Origin of the sequence: Pseudomonas veronii (genome assembly GCF_001439695.1) — a bacterium.
Taxonomy (GTDB): domain Bacteria; phylum Pseudomonadota; class Gammaproteobacteria; order Pseudomonadales; family Pseudomonadaceae; genus Aquipseudomonas; species Aquipseudomonas veronii.
In genome coordinates this window covers 242,070-258,213 of the sequence record NZ_JYLL01000002.1, presented here as the reverse complement: position 1 = coordinate 258,213, position 16,144 = coordinate 242,070, and the positions used below count along the sequence as shown (strand labels likewise).

Here is a 16,144-nt window from a genome sequence, read left to right as displayed (position 1 = left end):
GTGCCTAAAAAAATGCGCTTAGTTTTCAGTTACTTGAAAAACAGGCGTCAATCATCTGCCTGTTCATCACCGTCTCGACGGCTCATCCCATACTTGCGCATCTTTTCCACCAGGGTGGTTCGACGGATACGCAGGCGCTCGGCGGCACGCGCGACGATGCCGTTGGCGTCGTCCAGGGCCTGCTGGATCAGCCCTTGTTCAAGGTTGCCGAGGTAGTCTTTGAGGTCAAGGCCTTCCGGCGGCAGCATCGCGGTGGCACCGAAGTCCGGGGTATGACCGTTGATGGCGATCCGCTCTTCCATGTCGCTGCGCAGGCTGTCCACCAGATGCTCGTCTTCTTCGTCGACGTAGCGGAATTTCTTCGGCAGCTCGACCACGCCGATTACACCGTAGGGATGCATGATCGCCATGCGCTCCACCAGGTTGGCCAGCTCGCGGACGTTGCCCGGCCAGCCATGGCGGCACAGGGACATGATCGCTGCCGAATTGAAGCGGATCGAACCGCGCTTTTCGTGCTCCATGCGCGAGATCAGTTCGTTCATCAGCAACGGGATGTCTTCCACGCGCTCACGCAGCGGGGCCATCTCGATCGGGAACACGTTGAGGCGGTAATAGAGGTCTTCGCGGAAGCTGCCGACCTCGATCATGCTTTCGAGGTTCTTGTGGGTGGCCGCAATGATCCGCACGTCGACGCTCTGGGTCTTGTTGCTGCCCACACGTTCGAAGGTGCGCTCCTGCAACACGCGCAACAGTTTGACCTGCATCGGCAGCGGCATGTCGCCGATTTCGTCGAGGAACAGCGTGCCGCCGTTGGCCAGCTCGAAACGCCCGGCACGGCTGGTGATCGCCCCGGTAAAGGCGCCCTTCTCGTGGCCGAACAGTTCGCTTTCGAGCAGCTCTGCCGGGATCGCCCCGCAATTGACCGGCACAAAGGGCCCGTCGCGGCGCTTGGAGTGATAGTGCAGGTTGCGCGCGACCACTTCCTTGCCGGTGCCCGACTCGCCGAGGATCAGCACACTGGCGTCGGTATCGGCCACTTGCTGCATCATCTGGCGCACGTGCTGGATCGCCCGGCTGGTGCCGACGAGACTGCGGAACAGGTTGGGTTCGCGGTGACGACCGCGCTCACGGGCCTGGTCGTACATCTCGCGATAGACCTGGGCGCGATGCAGGGAGTCGAGCAATTTGCTGTAGCTGGGCGGCATTTCCAGGGCGGACAACACCCGGCGGCGCTGGTCTTCCGGCAGGTCGAGCGAAGAAATATCGCCCATCAGCAACACCGGAAGGAACTCATCCCAGGTTGACAGTGTCTTTAACAAGCCCAGAACTGCGCCAGGAGCGTTTACCGTCCCGATCAGTACACAAATGATTTCACGGCTCGAGGACAACGAGCTGACCGCCTGCTGCCAATCATGGCTACCGCAGGGCAGATTTTCTTCGCCAAGAAAATTTAAAATCACCGCTAAATCGCGGCGGCGGACGCTATCGTCATCAATCAGCAGAATTTTGGTTTCACGCCACATGCAATAGCAACTTCCCTAGTAAAACGCTCTGCCCCAGAGTGAGGGCAATCTAGACGTTTGTAAGATTTCTTACCTTACTAGACGTCTGAAATCTGAAAACAGCACTAGTTAAGTCAAAAATGCTGGCACAGTCAAATATATGACGCACCGTTCGGATTAACTGAGCCCATTCAGCCGAACAAATGGTAAACCTTTGACGCACTTTCCGCTCGGTTGATCTGCGACATCTCTTCGAAAATCGCCTGGCGCTCACCGGTCGTCACCTCAAGCAACTGCTGATACACCGCCAGCAAGCTCTCCAGCTTTTCCCGCAGGGCGTCCTCGTCCACCGGCGCTTCGCTGAGTACCTGATCAATCACCGCGCGACAGCCCAGGTCCAGTTCGCCAACGGCTTCCCAGTTGCGCTCCGCCAGCGCGCCGATCAGGGCTTCGCGGGTTTCATCGATGCGTTGCAGTGCTTGGCTCATGATCAGTTCCTCAAGGCCGAGGCCTTACTGTGCGGCACCTTGTGGTGCGGCAATGGCATCCCAGCCTTCTTTGACGGTAATCAACAGACGAGCGACTTCGTCGATCATGTCGACATCGTTGTGCAAATTGGCTTCCATCAGACGGTTGGTCATATAGACATATAGACCGTCCAATTGCTGGACGTATTCCTTGTTGTCGCTTTTTTCCGCATCCAGGCCATCACGAAGGCCAATGAGGATGTCAGAAGCCTTGCCGAGCATCAGGCCCTTCTGAGCGATATCGCCACGCGCCAGCGCCCCTTTGGCTTGCGCCATACGGTCCAGACCGCCCTCCATCAGCATTTGCACCAGGCGATGCGGGCTGGCTTCGGAGATCTGAGCATGGGAATTGACCTTCTGATATTGGCGAAGGGCTCTCATGGGATTCATGTTTCTACCTCGTGACAGGCAACAGCTAGATGGGTTGCAGTAACCATTATGTCGACTGGATCGCAAAAAACTTTAACCCGCCGGCGCTATAAAGAACAAAGCCCAGGTCAACGGACCCGGGCTTTTTCACGCACATTCAATCAGCTGCTGCTTTTGGAGTTGCTCAGCGCACTGAGCGTGCCAAGGATGCTGCTGCTCTGTTGCCGCAACTGCGCCACCAGCGTGTCCATGGCCGTGTACTTGCGGGTCAAGGAGTCCTGCATCGTCGTGAGACGATCATCCAGATCGGTTTGCTGCTTGGTCAGGTCTTTCAGGCTGTCGGCCAACGACGTCGTGCGCGTCGCCAGAATCCCGGTGGAGGCCTTGGCGTAGCCATCGGTAGCCGCCGTCAGGCGCGCCAGCAAGCCGGTCTTGCCGCTGAAAATACTGTTGATGTCGGCGGCATTGGTGGCGACAGCCTTATCCCACTGCTTGCTGTCGATACTCAGCGCCCCGGTGTCCTGGTCGGTCGTGACGCCGAACTGCGCCAGGGACTTCAAGGTGCCGTTGCCGGACAGTGCGTTGAACTCGTTGCGGATCGCCGACTGCAAGGTACGCATGGTCGAGTCGCCAGTCAGGGTTGCGGCGATGGAGTTACCGGCAGCATCCTTGGTGACCTTGGTCTCGGCGTTCATGGCCTTGAGCAGAGCGTTGTAGGTGTCGACGAAGCCCTTGACCCCGGACTTCAGCGCGGTGGCGCTGGTGCTGACCGAGATGGTCATGGCGGTACGAAGCGGGTTGGTTGTATTCGGATCGTTGGCCGTGACCGTAGGCGACAGCGACAGCAACTTGATGCTTACCCCACTCACCGCATCCGTGATGCTGTTGGACTTGGACTCCGCCGCAATGCCATCGATAGTGTACTTGGCGTTCTGAGGCGAGCTGACTACCGTGTAGCCGGTATCAATCCCAGAGTTGCCCGACATCGTCAGGTCCGAACCGACCCCGCCATTGGTGGAGGTCAGGATCAGACGCGAACCGGTGGAGTCGGTGAGGATGTTGGCACTCAGGCCGGCGGTGCCGAACGTGGAGTTGATCGAATCACGCACCTGTTGCAGTGTCGCGCCTGCCGGCACACTCAAATCAAAGTTCTTGCCCGACTGCGTGATTGTCAGCGTTGTCGGCGTGGTGCCGGCGTTGACGACTGTCGACTGGCCACCGGCAAACGTTTTGGTCGATAGCTTCGAAGGCGCGGCCAGCTGGTTGACGATCAGCGAGAAGCTGCCGTTCGCCGCACCTTGGTTGGCCGTCATGGTGGCGACCTTTTCGTCCGAAGAGGTACCGGTCAAGCCGCTGAAGCTGTTGTCGGTGCCCATGCTGGTCAGCGCACCACGGAAGGCGTCCAGGGCTGCCTGGATCTTGCCGATCGACGACAGCTGGGTAGTTGCCTTTTGCGATTGGGTGTTGATCTGCGCCTGTTTCGGCGCTCGCTCGGCATCCACCAGGGATTTCACAATTGCCTGGGTGTCGAAGCCCGACCCCACGCCAGTAATCGTTGTACCCGCCATCATCTTTCTCCTTTACGGTGGCTGCCGTTATCTTGACGAAGAACACTTCAAGCCGTAACAGCAACAATTTTCATGCCAGCTCAAGCCTTGTCGTCAAACAATACGTGACTGGCGCTGGACAAACTTTGCGCCAGCTTCAAGGCCGTTTCCGAGGGAATCTGGCGGATCACTTCACCGGTGTCGGTGGCAATGACCTTGACCACAACCCTATGGGTGGAATCATCAATGGAAAAATCCAGATTACGCTGGGCCGCTTGTACGAATTCTTTAATATCGGTGACCGCTTTTTCCAGATCGCCCTTTTGGGGCTTGTCCGTGGTTGGCGCGGCCGGCTCAACCTTAGTCTTGTCTTTGTCAGCAACCACAGGTGCCACGGGGCCTTGAGGGGCCTGTGGCGGATAAGACAAGTTCAGTTTTACATTCATGTCCATGCCCAATCTCCTCTGATTGGAAAAGACGAAAGGGCACGTAAACGCGCCCCCCCATCATTTACCCAGTGCCGTGATTACTGAAGCAGCTTCAGTACAGCGGATGGCAGTTGGTTAGCCTGCGACAGGATCGCGGTGGAAGCCGACTGCAGGGTTTGCTGCTTGGTCAGTTCAGCGGCTTCGGAAGCGAAGTCGACGTCCTGAACAGTACTACGGGCAGATGTAGTGTTTTTCTGGATGTTGGTCAGGTTATCCACAGTGCTGGTCAGACGGTTCTGAACAGCACCCAGGCCCGAACGGGAGCTGGAGATGGTAGCGATAGCCTGGTCGATCACGGACACAGCGTTCTGAGCCTTGGTGGCGTCAGTCACGTCGGTCTGCGATACGGAGGTCTTGGCCGAGGCAGCGGAAGTCGCGGCACCGAAGAGACCGGTCACACCAGCACCTTCCAGGGAGTAACCCTTGGAGGAGTTCATGTTCACAGCACCGGTAGCGATGATGCCGTCAGCCAGGGCAGTAGCAGTACCGTAGGTACCGGAACCGTCTTTGGTCGCAACAGTGATGGTACCGGCAGCGGTCGAAGCGCTGAAGGCCAGGTTTTCACCAGTGTCGGATTTAACCGACAGAGTGCCTTTGGATTCATCGTAGTTAACGCTGATACCCAGTTTGGCGGAGTTCGACTTCAGTTGGTCAGCCAGGCTGGCGGTATCTTTCACACCGACGAACGTGGTGGCTTGGCCGCCAACGGTCATGGTGAACGAAGCCGGAGCAGCAGCAGCACCCGCGCCGACAACGAACTGAGCTTCAGTGCTGGCAGTAGCGCTCAGGCCACCGACGGCGCCACTCAGTTGGGCAGCGATGGTTTTAGCGGAAGCAGCGGCAGCTACGGTTACGCTGGTAGACTGACCGTTACCAGTCACAGCGATTGCGCCACCAGCAACACCAGCACCAGGGGTGATGCCCAGGCTGTTGATCTGCTGCGAACCGATGTTGTTGGCAGCAACGTTGTCCAGGCTTACGTTGATGGTTTCGTTAGCGTTGGCGCCAACTTGGATAGCTTTAGTACCGTACGAACCGTCCAGCAGTTTCTGGCCGCCGAAAGTGGTGGTTTGCGAGATACGGGTCAGTTCCGAAGTCAGAGCCTGGTATTCGTCGTTGTTCGACTTACGGTCGTCGGTGCTCAGGGAGCCAGTAGCCGAAGACAGAGCCAGGGTACGCATTTTTTGCAGAATGTCGGTCGAAGCCTGCATTGCGCCTTCAGCGGTTTGCGCGATGGAGATACCATCGTTGGCGTTCTTGACTGCTTGACCCAGGCCGTTGATTTGGCTAGTCATGCGGGTAGCAATACCCAAGCCGGCAGCGTCGTCTTTAGCGCTGTTGATACGCAGGCCGGAAGACAGGCGCTGCATGGAAGTGGCCAGGGAGCTGCCAGCTTTGTTCAGGTTGCCCTGGGTAGTGATGGAAGCAATGTTGGTGTTTACTGTTAAAGCCATGACGAAATCCTCGTTGGATGGATACTGCGGCTTCCGGCCCTGGCAACCGCCGGGTGTGGCCTAGAGAACCTACGTAATAGTTATCGTCGTGGTAGCCGGTTGCTTGAGGAGTTTTTTGATTTTTTTTACTAGCACCGTGCCACCCCTTGTAATTCAAGGGCTTAGTCCGGCAAAAAGGCCTGATTTCATTGGTTTTTCTGGCGCCAAATAAAAAACGCCGATGATCGTTCGATCATCGGCGTCTTCATGCTTGAAGCGCGTGCAACCTATTTAAGCGTCACGGACGATAGAGAATCGCCGAGCCCCAGGACAGGCCCACACCAAATCCGCTGATTGCCACGCGTTTCCAGGTGGAGTCCATCGCATGCTTTTCCAGCAGCAACGGAATGCTCGACGACACGGTGTTGCCGGTCTCGACCATGTCCTTGATGAATTTTTCCACTGGCGCATCTTCGAAACGCCGCGCCACGGCGTCGACGATCGCCGCACTGCCCTGGTGAATGCAGAAGGCATCGATGTCGTCGGCCTTGAGGTCCGACTCATCGAGCAGCGCGTGCAAGTGCGCCGGCACTTTGAGCAAGGCGAAGTTGAACACCTGGCGGCCATTCATGAAGAACACGCCGTCGCTGACTTTCAAGTGCGGTGCGCCGGAGCCGTCGGTGCCGAACTTGGCCTTGCCGAGCAACCACGAGGCATCTTCACCCATCCAGGTCGCGGTGGCGGCATCGCCGAACAGCATGGTGGTGTTGCGATCTTCCGGGTCGACGATCTTCGAATACGGATCGGCGGTGATCAGCAGGCCGTTCTTCAGGCCGGTGGCCTCCATGAAGCCCTTCATCGCGTAGATGCCATAGACGTAGCCGGAGCAACCCAGGGAAAGGTCAAAGGCAGCGACGTGAGTCGGCAGGCCGAGCTTGTCCTGGACGATGGCGGCGGTGTGGGGCAAGCCCTCTTCGTCGCCGTTCTGGGTGACGACGATCAGCGCGTCGATAGACTCACGCTTCAACTGCGGGTTGTTGGCAAACAATGCATTGACCGCTTCGACACACAGGTCGGAGGTCTCCTGCCCAGCTTCCTTGCGCGGCAGGAATGCCGACCCGATCTTGCCAATGATGAACTCTTCATCCTTGGCGAATTTGGCACCCTGGGCGTAATTATCGATCCCGTCGGCCGGCACGTAACTGGCGATGCTTTTTATGCCAATCATTGTGGCTTCCCAATACTAAATAGCTGGAGAACACCCCTCGGACGACGCCTGGAGTGCTGACAATAAAGGGGATAACCCCATGACAATTTCGCTGAAAGCCGTCCCGCAAGGACCCTGTGACGACTTATCCTTTTCATACGATACAGTGAAGATGCGCTTTATGACTCACAGGTCACTCAATTTTGTGCGGTTTATGCAAAACCTTTGAACAATTGAGCCGTAAAAACGACAACGGCCCACCCTGTTTCCAGAGTGGGCCGCGGTGTTGTCACGCTGAAATCACATTTTGCTGAACAGGCTCAACTGGGAAATTTTAACGAAGGCCAGCTGTGAAGCCTGCAACATGGTCTGCTGCAGCGTCAGATTGATCGCCGCCTCTCCCATGTCGACGTTAGCCAGGTCACTCATGGTGCTGGTGTTGGCCAGACCGATGCTGGTGTTTTCGCCGGACTGAATATCCAGGGCGTTCCCCCGCGCACCGATGTCACCGCGCACGTTAGTGATCTGGGACATTGAGTTTGCCAAGTTGCTGATGGAGGCATCCAGCACGTCCTTGAGCTTGACCGTCGCCGCCGGATTACCGTCGGCCGGCAGCTCCAGCGCCTTGCGCAATTGGCCTAGGGTGTCCAGCGCATTCTGCGTTTTCTGGGTATTGGCACCGACGGAAAACTGATCGCCCGCTTGTGGCGTACCGCCGCTGATGTCAAACGTCACCCCGGCCGCCGTCAAGGTCGTACCGCCACCGGTATCACCGGTGGCAATGGTTTTGCTAGCGGCCGTGTAGGGCTGGGCGTACACCTCGTAGGCGGTCGCGCTGGTGAACTTGATCAGCGCCCCGCTGTTGCTCGGGAACGTGCTGGCATAGTCCGTCTGGTTGGACACGGTGGCACCGTTCAATTGCGCAGTGGACGTGTTGCTTGGCGTGCGCGAGATACTGAACGTATCCGGCTTGGCTTCCAGGCTGAACGAGCGATCCTTGACCAGCGCATCGGAGTTGGCGCCCGGGGCAACATCCCCGAGGCCCATGGTGATGTCGAACTTCACCCCACGCAGTGCCACGCTGGTGCTGCCTTCCTTGGTGGCATCGAAGGTGCCGTTACCCGCAATCTCCGAGGTCACGTCAGTGCCGTTCTTATCGGACACCTTGTATTGGGTGCTGCTGGTAAAGGTCAGCTTGTACGGCTGGCCGTCGGCGAACTTGTTGGAGTAGTCGGCGCTTGAAGTCACCAAGCCGGCCGACAGCGCAACCTTGTTGTCATTGACCGTCGGCGGCACCGTCTGAGGCACAGGGGCAAGCCATGTGGCCTGGGTGCGACTGGTGTTGGCGGCGCCCTCCAGAATGGTCTTGCCGGTATCACCGGCGCTGATCTTCAACGTATTGGAGACTTGCAGGGTCAGCGGCGTTTCATCGCCTTGATAACTGTAAGTGCCGTCATTGTTGCGGCTGTAGGGCGGGGTCTGGGTCTTGGAACCGGAAAACAAGTAGTTGCCGGAAGAGTCCTTGCTGTTGAGCATGCCCAGGACCTGATCCTCGATCGCCCCGACTTCACTGGCAATCGAGCGGCGATCGGCATCGCTGATCGAGCCGCCGGCACGCAGGGCCAACTGAGTGGCGCGCTGCAAGGCATCGTTGATCGAGCTGAGCACGCTTTCTTCGTTGGTCAGGGAGTTTTTCAGGCTGGTGATATTGCCATTGAACTGACCCAGCATGTCTTTCTGCTGTTGCAACAACAACAAACGGGCGGCCGCCACCGGATCATCCGCGGCGGTTTGCACACGCACACCGGAACTGGCCTGATCCTGGGCCTTCACCACACTGGAATAGTTATCCGAATACTTGGCGGAACTGGTTTCGAAATACTGCTGTGTAGAAATTCGCATCGTCCCAGACTCCCTTAAAGACTATTGATCAGCGTAGTGAAGGTTTCTTGCGCAGCCTTGATGATCTGCGACGACGCGGTGTAGTACTGCTGGAACTTGATCATGTCGCCCGCCTCTTCATCCAGGTTGACCTGGGACACCGAGTTGCGTGCGTTTTTGTTGGCCGTCAACAACGCGCCAGTGGCCGTGGTGTCAGTAGTGGCCGAGGCGGCCTTGGCCCCCACGGTGGACACCAGGCGGCTGTTGGCCGCGACCAGGCTCACCCCGCCCCCGCTGCCATCGGCCAGACCGACCGAGGCCTTGGTCTGCAGATTGAGCAGTTCCTGGGCATTGCGGTTGTCCGACCTGCCGGAAGCATTGAAAGAGAACGTGGTGCTGTCGCCATCGGTCGGCGAGCCGCCGACGGTCGTATCGAAACCGAAGCTCGCGGCCGGTACGACGAGCGCACCACTGGCATCGCGCATCGGTACGTTGACGGTGATCTTGTTACCCTGGCCCGGCACAATCGTGCCGCTGCCTATCGAGTTGCCCTGAGCATCGTTGAGCGTGTAGGCCTGGGTACCGTCGGCTGCCGGCTTGCCGAAGACCATCTTCACCGGCATTGAGTGTTCAATCCCGGCGCGCAGTTGAGCGGTAGTCGCGCCGCCATGAATGTCGATCGGCAGCGTCAGGCTCGGTGGTGTGAAAGTGCCAGTCCCCTGATTGGTTTTACTGCTTTCGCCCAGTAAAGGCCCGGCAAACGCGATTTTATTGGAGTCCGTCATATCGGTGCCGATATTGGTGGCGCCAGTCGCGGTGGGGCTGACCTTGAAGCTATCGCCCGCCGCCATCGCCCCCTTGCCATCCAACGCCAAGGTGAACCCATCGATCACCGGCGGCGGCGTGGTGGTGACGTCGAACGCGCCCATGGCTTTGCCGTCGGAACGCACCACGGTGTAATTGTTGGCGCTGCTGAAGGTGACCTTATAGTCATAGGTCGACAGCTTGCTGGTATCGGCGATGCTCACATTCAGGTTGCCGGCACTGCTGTTACCAACGGCGCCCTGGCTGCGCTGGGCAATCGCTGTCGCGCTGTTGATGTCCTTGAACAGCGAGGTGCCGAAGTCGCCATTCAGGTCCAGGCCTTGGCCCAACTGATTGTTGACCGTATCGGCCGTCGCCAGGGCGATACGCCCCAGATCATTGATGGCCGGCATCAGCGCATCACTGCGATAACGCAGCAACCCGCCGATGCTGCCGCCGGACAGCACGTTGCCCAGGTCCACAGAGGTCCCGCCGCCCACGTTCAACTCAATGGTGTACTGGCTGGTGTCGCTCTTGCTCGGCACGGCGGAAATGCTGTTGGACTGGTCGCCCAGCACCAGGGACTGGCCCGAGCCGGTGCTGACACTGAACACACCGTTCTTTTCACTGGTGGTCACCCCCACCAGCTCATTGAGCGAGCGCACGGCTTCATTACGCGCATCCAGCAAATTGGCCGGCGCAGTGTTGGTCGAGCCCTGGACCTGACTGATCTGCTTGTTGAGCGAGGCAATCGAGGAGGTCAACTGATTGACCTGATCACTCATGGTGCTCAACTGGCCGTTGATCGACTCTTTCTGCTGGTTCAACTGGGAGGAGATCGAGTTGAACCGGTTGCTCAGGGTCTGCGCGCTGGTCAGCAGCACCTGCCGGGCGGACGTGTCACTGGGGTTGGCGGCCGCGGTCTGCACCGCGGAGAAGAATGCACTGAGTACCGAGGACATGCCGGTGGTCTTGTCCGACAAGGTCTTGTCGACAGCACTGACCTGATCGGCATAAGCCTTAGCATCGCTGTTGAGCGACGTGCTGTTCTGGTAGGCCGCGTCCAGGAATTCGTTATAAACCCGGCGCACATCCGCCAACGTCGTGCCACTGCCGATGAACACACCGCCGTACTGGTTCGAAGCGCTGGCGCTCTGAGTGGTCTGCTGACGCGAGTAGCCTGCGGTATTGGCGTTGGCGATGTTGTTACTTAAGACCGACAACGATCCTTGAGCGGCGTTTAGCCCCGACATCCCGATATTGAGCAAACTCATGATTCAGACCTTATAAATGAGTGGTCGCGCCCGCGGCAGCGTAGTTCTGGTAGCTGTTCATCGTTTTGGCAATCTGCGAAATCTTGCTGGCGTAATCCGGATCGGTGGCATAGCCGGCTTTTTGCAACTCGCGCACAAACTGTTCCGGGTTGTCGGCTGACTTCACAACTTCTTTATAGCGATCATTGCTTTGCAACAACGTCACCAGGTCATGGAAGCTGTCCTGGTAGGAATCGTAGGAACGGAACTGCGCCGTTTCCTTGACCATCGCGCCATCGCGAAACTCGCTGGTGATCGCGCGGGCCTGGCCGCCCTGCCAGCTCTGGCCGGCCTTGATACCGAACAGGTTGTGGCTGCTGCTGCCGTCGTCGGCGCGCATCACCGACTTGCCCCAACCGGTTTCCAGGGCGGCCTGGGCCACCAGGTACTTCGGATCGACACCGATACGCGCCGCGGCAGCCTTGGCCATCGGCAACATGGTGGCGACAAATTCGTCCTGGGAACTGAAGGCTTTCTTCGCCGGGGCCAACGGCGGCTGGGCCACGGCGCGGCCGTAGACCTGCATGCGGCCGCTGGGCACGGCAAAACTGCGTGCGCTGCTGTTGATCACGTTGTCATCGGCGACGCTGTTACGCAGTGGTGCGCGATTGGCATCGATCGCGACCGGCGCGCTCGGCACGATGCCGGCGAGCAGTCGATCGGTCAGTTTGCTCGGCAAGGCGAGGCGGCGCTGGTTCATCAGTGCCACATCGTTGGTGTGAGCGCTGGCGCCTTCGGGGACAGCCACGCGGTAGGCCCACAGTGGGCGCTGGCCATTGGAGCGGCCCAGCGGCCCGGTCGCCTGGGTGCCGGCGGCGATTTCCGTCGGTACGTCGACTTTCTTCACCGGCTCAGCCGCCGCCGGGCCCTGCAAGGTGGCCGCCTGGGCGTCCACCGGCTTGTTCTTCTGCATCTGACGCATCAGCACGTCGGCCAGGCCGATACCCCCGCCTTCGCGGGACATCGAGACAGCCAACTGCTGGTCGTACATTTCCTGGTACTGCTTGGCGGCCGGAGTGTTCAGCGGATTGTCCTTGCCCAGGGCGTCGGTGGCCGAGCGCATCGACTTGAGCATCTCGCTCAGGAACAGCGACTCGAACTCCTGCGCCACTTTGCGCATGTTGCCGTCGCTGTTCTTGTCGGCGCCGACCTTGAGCTGGTTAAGCCGGTTCAGGTCGGAATAAGACCCCGAGTCCGCCGTGCTGCTGATCCCGCTGTTGCGCATATCCATGGCCATGGCCTCAGATCACAATCAGGTCGGCTTGCAAGGCGCCGGCCTGTTTCAATGCTTCGAGGATCGCCATCAAGTCGCCGGGCGCCGCGCCCACCTGGTTCACCGCGCGGACAATCTCGTCCAGGGTGGTGCCGGGGCCGAACTTGAACATCGGCTTGGCTTCTTGCTGGGCGTTCACCCGCGAGCGCGGTACCACGGCGGTCTGGCCATTGGACAACGGCCCAGGCTGGCTGACGATCGGGTCTTCGGTAATGGTCACGGTCAGGCTGCCGTGGGTCACCGCGGCCGGCGACACTTTGACGTTCTGGCCGATCACGATAGTGCCGGTGCGCGAGTTGATAATGACCTTGGCCACTGCCTGACCGGGGTCGACCTCGAGGTTTTCCAGGATCGACAGGTAATCCACGCGCTGGCTTGGGTCCAGCGGCGCAGTGACCCGGATCGAGCCGCCGTCGATGGCCTGGGCCACGCCAGGGCCGAGCATGTCGTTGATCTTGTCGACCACACGCTTGGCGGTGGTGAAGTCGGAACGGTTGAGGTTCAGGGTCAGGCTGTTGCCCTGGTTGAAGCCGCTGGGCACGGTGCGTTCAACCGTGGCGCCGCCAGGGATGCGCCCGGCTGATGGCACGTTCACCGTAATCTTCGAACCGTCGCGGCCTTCAGCGTCAAACCCGCCCACCACCAGGTTGCCCTGGGCGATGGCGTAGACGTTGCCGTCGATACCTTTGAGCGGCGTCATCAACAGGGTGCCGCCGCGCAGGCTTTTCGAGTTACCGATGGACGACACGGTAATGTCCACCACCTGACCCGGCTTGGAGAACGCCGGCAAGTCGGCACTGATGGACACGGCCGCGACGTTTTTCAGCTGCACGGTGCCCGAGCCCGACGGCACCTTGATGCCGAACTGCGAGAGCATGTTGTTGAAGGTCTGCAGGGTGAACGGGGTCTGGGTGGTCTGGTCACCCGTACCGTTAAGCCCGACCACCAGGCCGTAGCCGATCAACTGGTTAGAACGCACGCCGGAAATGCTGGCGATGTCTTTCAGGCGTTCAGCCTGGGCGACTGCGCTCAGGGACAGCAACAGTGCCGCCGCCATCAGCTGTTTGAATTTCAAAGTGGCCACCTAGAAAGGGAACAGCGGGCTAAGGAAGAAACGGTCGAACCAGCCCGGCTGACTCGCATCAGCAAACGAACCCGTACCCGAGTAGGTAATGCGCGCATCGGCAATGCGCGTCGAAGGCACCGTGTTGTCGGTGGCAATGTCATCGGCACGGACCATGCCGGCGATGCGTACCAGCTCGTCACCACTGTTGAGGGTCATCCACTTCTCACCGCGCACGGCGATGATGCCGTTGGGCAATACATCGGCCACTGTCACGGTGATCGAACCGGTCAGGCTGTTGTTCTGCCCAGCGGAGCTCTTGCCGTTGGTGGCGCGGTCACCGCTGTAGCCGGCGCTCAAACTCAAGTCGCCACTGCCCAAGGGGTTGTTGGTGTTCGGCACGGCACCAAACAACGAGGTCAGGCCAATACCGGTCTTGCTGGTCTTGCCCACCTGCGAGTTGGCGTTCTTGCTGGCCGTGGTCTTCTCGTTGAGGGTGATGGTGATGATGTCACCGACCCGGAACGCCTTGCGGTCGCCGTACAGGTTCTGTTCGAAACCGGCCTGGTAGATCGAGCCGTTATTGGCCGCCGCCGGCAGCGGTGTGCGTGGCAACACCGGCGCGTAGTACGGGTCATTGGGTTTTGGCGTCGGGGCGACACAGCCCGCGAGCACGGCAATCCCACTCAATGCCAGAACGGAAACATAGCGATTCATGACCCTAACCTCACGGTGTTGCAGGCGCCCTCAGGAGCGCCCCATAGACTTGATTACAGATTCTGCGTAACGAACGAAAGCATCTGGTCGGCGGTGGAAATCACCTTGGAGTTCATCTCGTAGGCGCGCTGAGTGGTGATCATGTTGACCATCTCTTCCACCGTGCTGACGTTGGAGGTTTCCAGGGTGCTTTGCAGCGTGGTACCAAAACCGTTCAGGCCCGGGGTGCCGATTTGCGGCGCGCCACTGGAGGCGGTTTCCAGGAACAGGTTGCCGCCGATGGCTTGCAGGCCGGCCGGGTTGATGAAGTCGGCGGTTTGCAGGTTGCCGATCACTTGCGACGCTGGGTTGCCCGCCACGGTGATGGACACGGTGCCATCGTTGCCGACGGTGAAGGTCTGGGCATTGGCCGGCACGATAATGGCCGGTTCCAGGGCGAAACCGTTGGACGTGACGATCTGGCCGTTGGAGTCCAGGTGGAAAGAACCATCACGAGAGTAGGACGTCGTTCCGTCTGGTTGCAGGATCTGGAAGAACCCTTTGCCGTTGATCGCCATATCCAGAGGCTGACCGGTTTGCTGCAGGTTACCGGCCGTGAAGTTCTTCTGGGTGCCGACGATCTTCACACCGGTACCCAATTGCAGGCCCGACGGCAGTTCGCTGTCCTGGGTCGACTGGGCGCCTGGCTGGCGCTTGATCTGATAGAGCAGGTCCTGGAACTCGGCGCGATCACGTTTGAAGCCCGTGGTCGAAACGTTCGCCAGGTTGTTGGAGATGGTGGTCAGGTTGGTGTCCTGGGCGGACAGACCTGTTTTGGCAACCCATAGAGCCGGAAGCATGCTGTTCTCCTTCGTGCGCCTGTTTGTTGGCGCTGCGCCGCAAAATTAGTATTCAGTGAAACCGCTATCAGCTCATCGCCAGAACGCGGGTCATGGCCTGGTCGTCTTCTTTAGCGCTGTTCATCATCTTGATGTGCAGCTCGAACTGCTTGGAAAGCGCCAGCACCGCGGTCATTTCTTCCACCGCATTGACGTTGCTCGCCTGCAGGAACCCCGAGGTCAGCTTGACGTTCGCGTCGGCCTGGGCCGGCTGGCCGTCCTTGGTGTGGATGGTGCCGTCCAGGCCTTTGGTCATGTTCTTGAGGTCGGGCTGGACCAGCTTGATCCGGTCCACTTCAGCCATCACCCGCGGGCCTTCACCCATTGCGCGGATGCTGACGGTGCCGTCGGCGCCTACTTCGATCTTCTGCTGCGGCGGCACGGCGATCGGACCACCGTTGCCCATGATCGGCATGCCATTGCCGGCCCGCAGCACGCCGAGCGCATCCACATTCATGCTGGCGCTGCGCACGTAGGCTTCGCTGCCATCGGGGGTTTGCACGGCCATCCAACCGTCACCGCTGACCGCCACATCGAGGTCACGACCGGTTTCGATCATGGCACCCGGAGAGAAGTCGGTGGCAGGCCGCTCGGTCATGGCAAACGCCCGCGCCGGAAAGCTGTCACCGAACACCGGCATCGAGCGCGCCTGCTCAAGGTCACGCTGGAAGCCGTTGGTGGAAATGTTCGCCAGATTGTTGGCATGGGCCTTCTGCGCCAGAGCATTCTGGCTGGCGCCGGTCATTGCCACGTAAAGGTACTTGTCCACGCTCTATCCTCTTTCTGACGGACGCTTGCCGCCCACCGCTGTACTGATGAGGCTTAAGCAATTTGCGAACCAACTTTCAAAAAGTGCAGAAAGCCCAGGCGGGGCAAGGGTTTGCGGCAAGGCGTGAAAAAAGGCAGGCCCAGGCGGAGTCGAAAAAACGGCGGAGTTATGCCGCAGACGGCAACGCTTGGTGTCCCGCAGGCTTTTCCCGGCGCTCAAGCGCTACGCATGGGTGGAGCGCGGAGCACGCCGAACCGCTGAAACACTTGGCAAGCCACTGGGCACTTGCCCTCCCCGTTGGCCACCTCGAAACGATGGGACCGAGGTTTTGTTGTCCGACCATTACAAGCGCCCAAAAAACCATATGCCTGAC

At 59.4% G+C, this 16,144-nt stretch carries 14 protein-coding genes; all 14 read right to left on the bottom strand.

Going from position 1 to position 16,144, the window contains the following annotated elements; translation table 11 throughout:
• Nucleotides 1-47: 47 nt before the first annotated feature.
• A complete protein-coding gene (locus TU80_RS03665; RefSeq protein ID WP_046382517.1) occupies nucleotides 48-1,523 on the bottom strand; it encodes a sigma-54 dependent transcriptional regulator in 1,476 nt (491 codons plus the stop codon).
• Between the two features lie 170 nt (nucleotides 1,524-1,693).
• Nucleotides 1,694-1,990: a flagellar protein FliT gene (fliT, locus tag TU80_RS03660; RefSeq protein WP_057003867.1), complete on the bottom strand. Its 297-nt coding sequence runs from the start codon at nucleotides 1,988-1,990 to the stop codon at nucleotides 1,694-1,696.
• Between the two features lie 24 nt (nucleotides 1,991-2,014).
• The gene (gene fliS / locus TU80_RS03655; protein WP_057003866.1) at nucleotides 2,015-2,419 is read right to left on the bottom strand and encodes a flagellar export chaperone FliS; all 405 of its coding nucleotides are present in this window, start codon (nucleotides 2,417-2,419) and stop codon (nucleotides 2,015-2,017) included.
• A gap of 140 nt (nucleotides 2,420-2,559) precedes the next feature.
• On the bottom strand, nucleotides 2,560-3,966 hold the full coding sequence (gene fliD / locus TU80_RS03650) for a flagellar filament capping protein FliD (RefSeq protein ID WP_057003865.1): 1,407 nt from the start codon (nucleotides 3,964-3,966) through the stop codon (nucleotides 2,560-2,562).
• Between the two features lie 80 nt (nucleotides 3,967-4,046).
• Nucleotides 4,047-4,397 (bottom strand): flagellar protein FlaG, encoded by a 351-nt coding sequence (locus tag TU80_RS03645; protein WP_057003864.1) that lies wholly within the window; start codon nucleotides 4,395-4,397, stop codon nucleotides 4,047-4,049.
• A 74-nt stretch (nucleotides 4,398-4,471) separates the two neighbouring features.
• Nucleotides 4,472-5,887: a flagellin N-terminal helical domain-containing protein gene (locus TU80_RS03640; RefSeq protein WP_057003863.1), complete on the bottom strand. Its 1,416-nt coding sequence runs from the start codon at nucleotides 5,885-5,887 to the stop codon at nucleotides 4,472-4,474.
• Nucleotides 5,888-6,164: 277 nt separating this feature from the next.
• Nucleotides 6,165-7,094, bottom strand: a complete 930-nt coding sequence (locus TU80_RS03635) for a ketoacyl-ACP synthase III (protein ID WP_057003862.1) — start codon at nucleotides 7,092-7,094, stop codon at nucleotides 6,165-6,167.
• 279 nt (nucleotides 7,095-7,373) lie between these two features.
• Nucleotides 7,374-8,975 carry a flagellar hook-associated protein 3 gene (locus TU80_RS03630; RefSeq protein ID WP_057003861.1) on the bottom strand — a complete coding sequence of 534 codons (1,602 nt, stop codon included), beginning with the start codon at nucleotides 8,973-8,975 and terminating at the stop codon, nucleotides 7,374-7,376.
• A gap of 14 nt (nucleotides 8,976-8,989) precedes the next feature.
• Complete coding sequence (flgK, locus tag TU80_RS03625; protein WP_057003860.1) at nucleotides 8,990-11,032, bottom strand: flagellar hook-associated protein FlgK; 2,043 nt, start codon at nucleotides 11,030-11,032, stop codon at nucleotides 8,990-8,992.
• A gap of 10 nt (nucleotides 11,033-11,042) precedes the next feature.
• On the bottom strand, nucleotides 11,043-12,308 hold the full coding sequence (flgJ, locus tag TU80_RS03620; RefSeq protein WP_046382509.1) for a flagellar assembly peptidoglycan hydrolase FlgJ: 1,266 nt from the start codon (nucleotides 12,306-12,308) through the stop codon (nucleotides 11,043-11,045).
• Nucleotides 12,309-12,312: 4 nt separating this feature from the next.
• Nucleotides 12,313-13,401, bottom strand: coding sequence for a flagellar basal body P-ring protein FlgI (locus TU80_RS03615; RefSeq protein ID WP_164887039.1), 1,089 nt, complete (start codon nucleotides 13,399-13,401; stop codon nucleotides 12,313-12,315).
• Nucleotides 13,402-13,428: 27 nt separating this feature from the next.
• Nucleotides 13,429-14,124 carry a flagellar basal body L-ring protein FlgH gene (flgH, locus tag TU80_RS03610; RefSeq protein WP_046382507.1) on the bottom strand — a complete coding sequence of 232 codons (696 nt, stop codon included), beginning with the start codon at nucleotides 14,122-14,124 and terminating at the stop codon, nucleotides 13,429-13,431.
• Between the two features lie 53 nt (nucleotides 14,125-14,177).
• The gene (gene flgG / locus TU80_RS03605) at nucleotides 14,178-14,963 is read right to left on the bottom strand and encodes a flagellar basal-body rod protein FlgG (RefSeq protein ID WP_046382506.1); all 786 of its coding nucleotides are present in this window, start codon (nucleotides 14,961-14,963) and stop codon (nucleotides 14,178-14,180) included.
• 67 nt (nucleotides 14,964-15,030) lie between these two features.
• A complete protein-coding gene (locus TU80_RS03600) occupies nucleotides 15,031-15,771 on the bottom strand; it encodes a flagellar basal body rod protein FlgF (protein WP_046382505.1) in 741 nt (246 codons plus the stop codon).
• Nucleotides 15,772-16,144 lie beyond the last annotated feature (373 nt).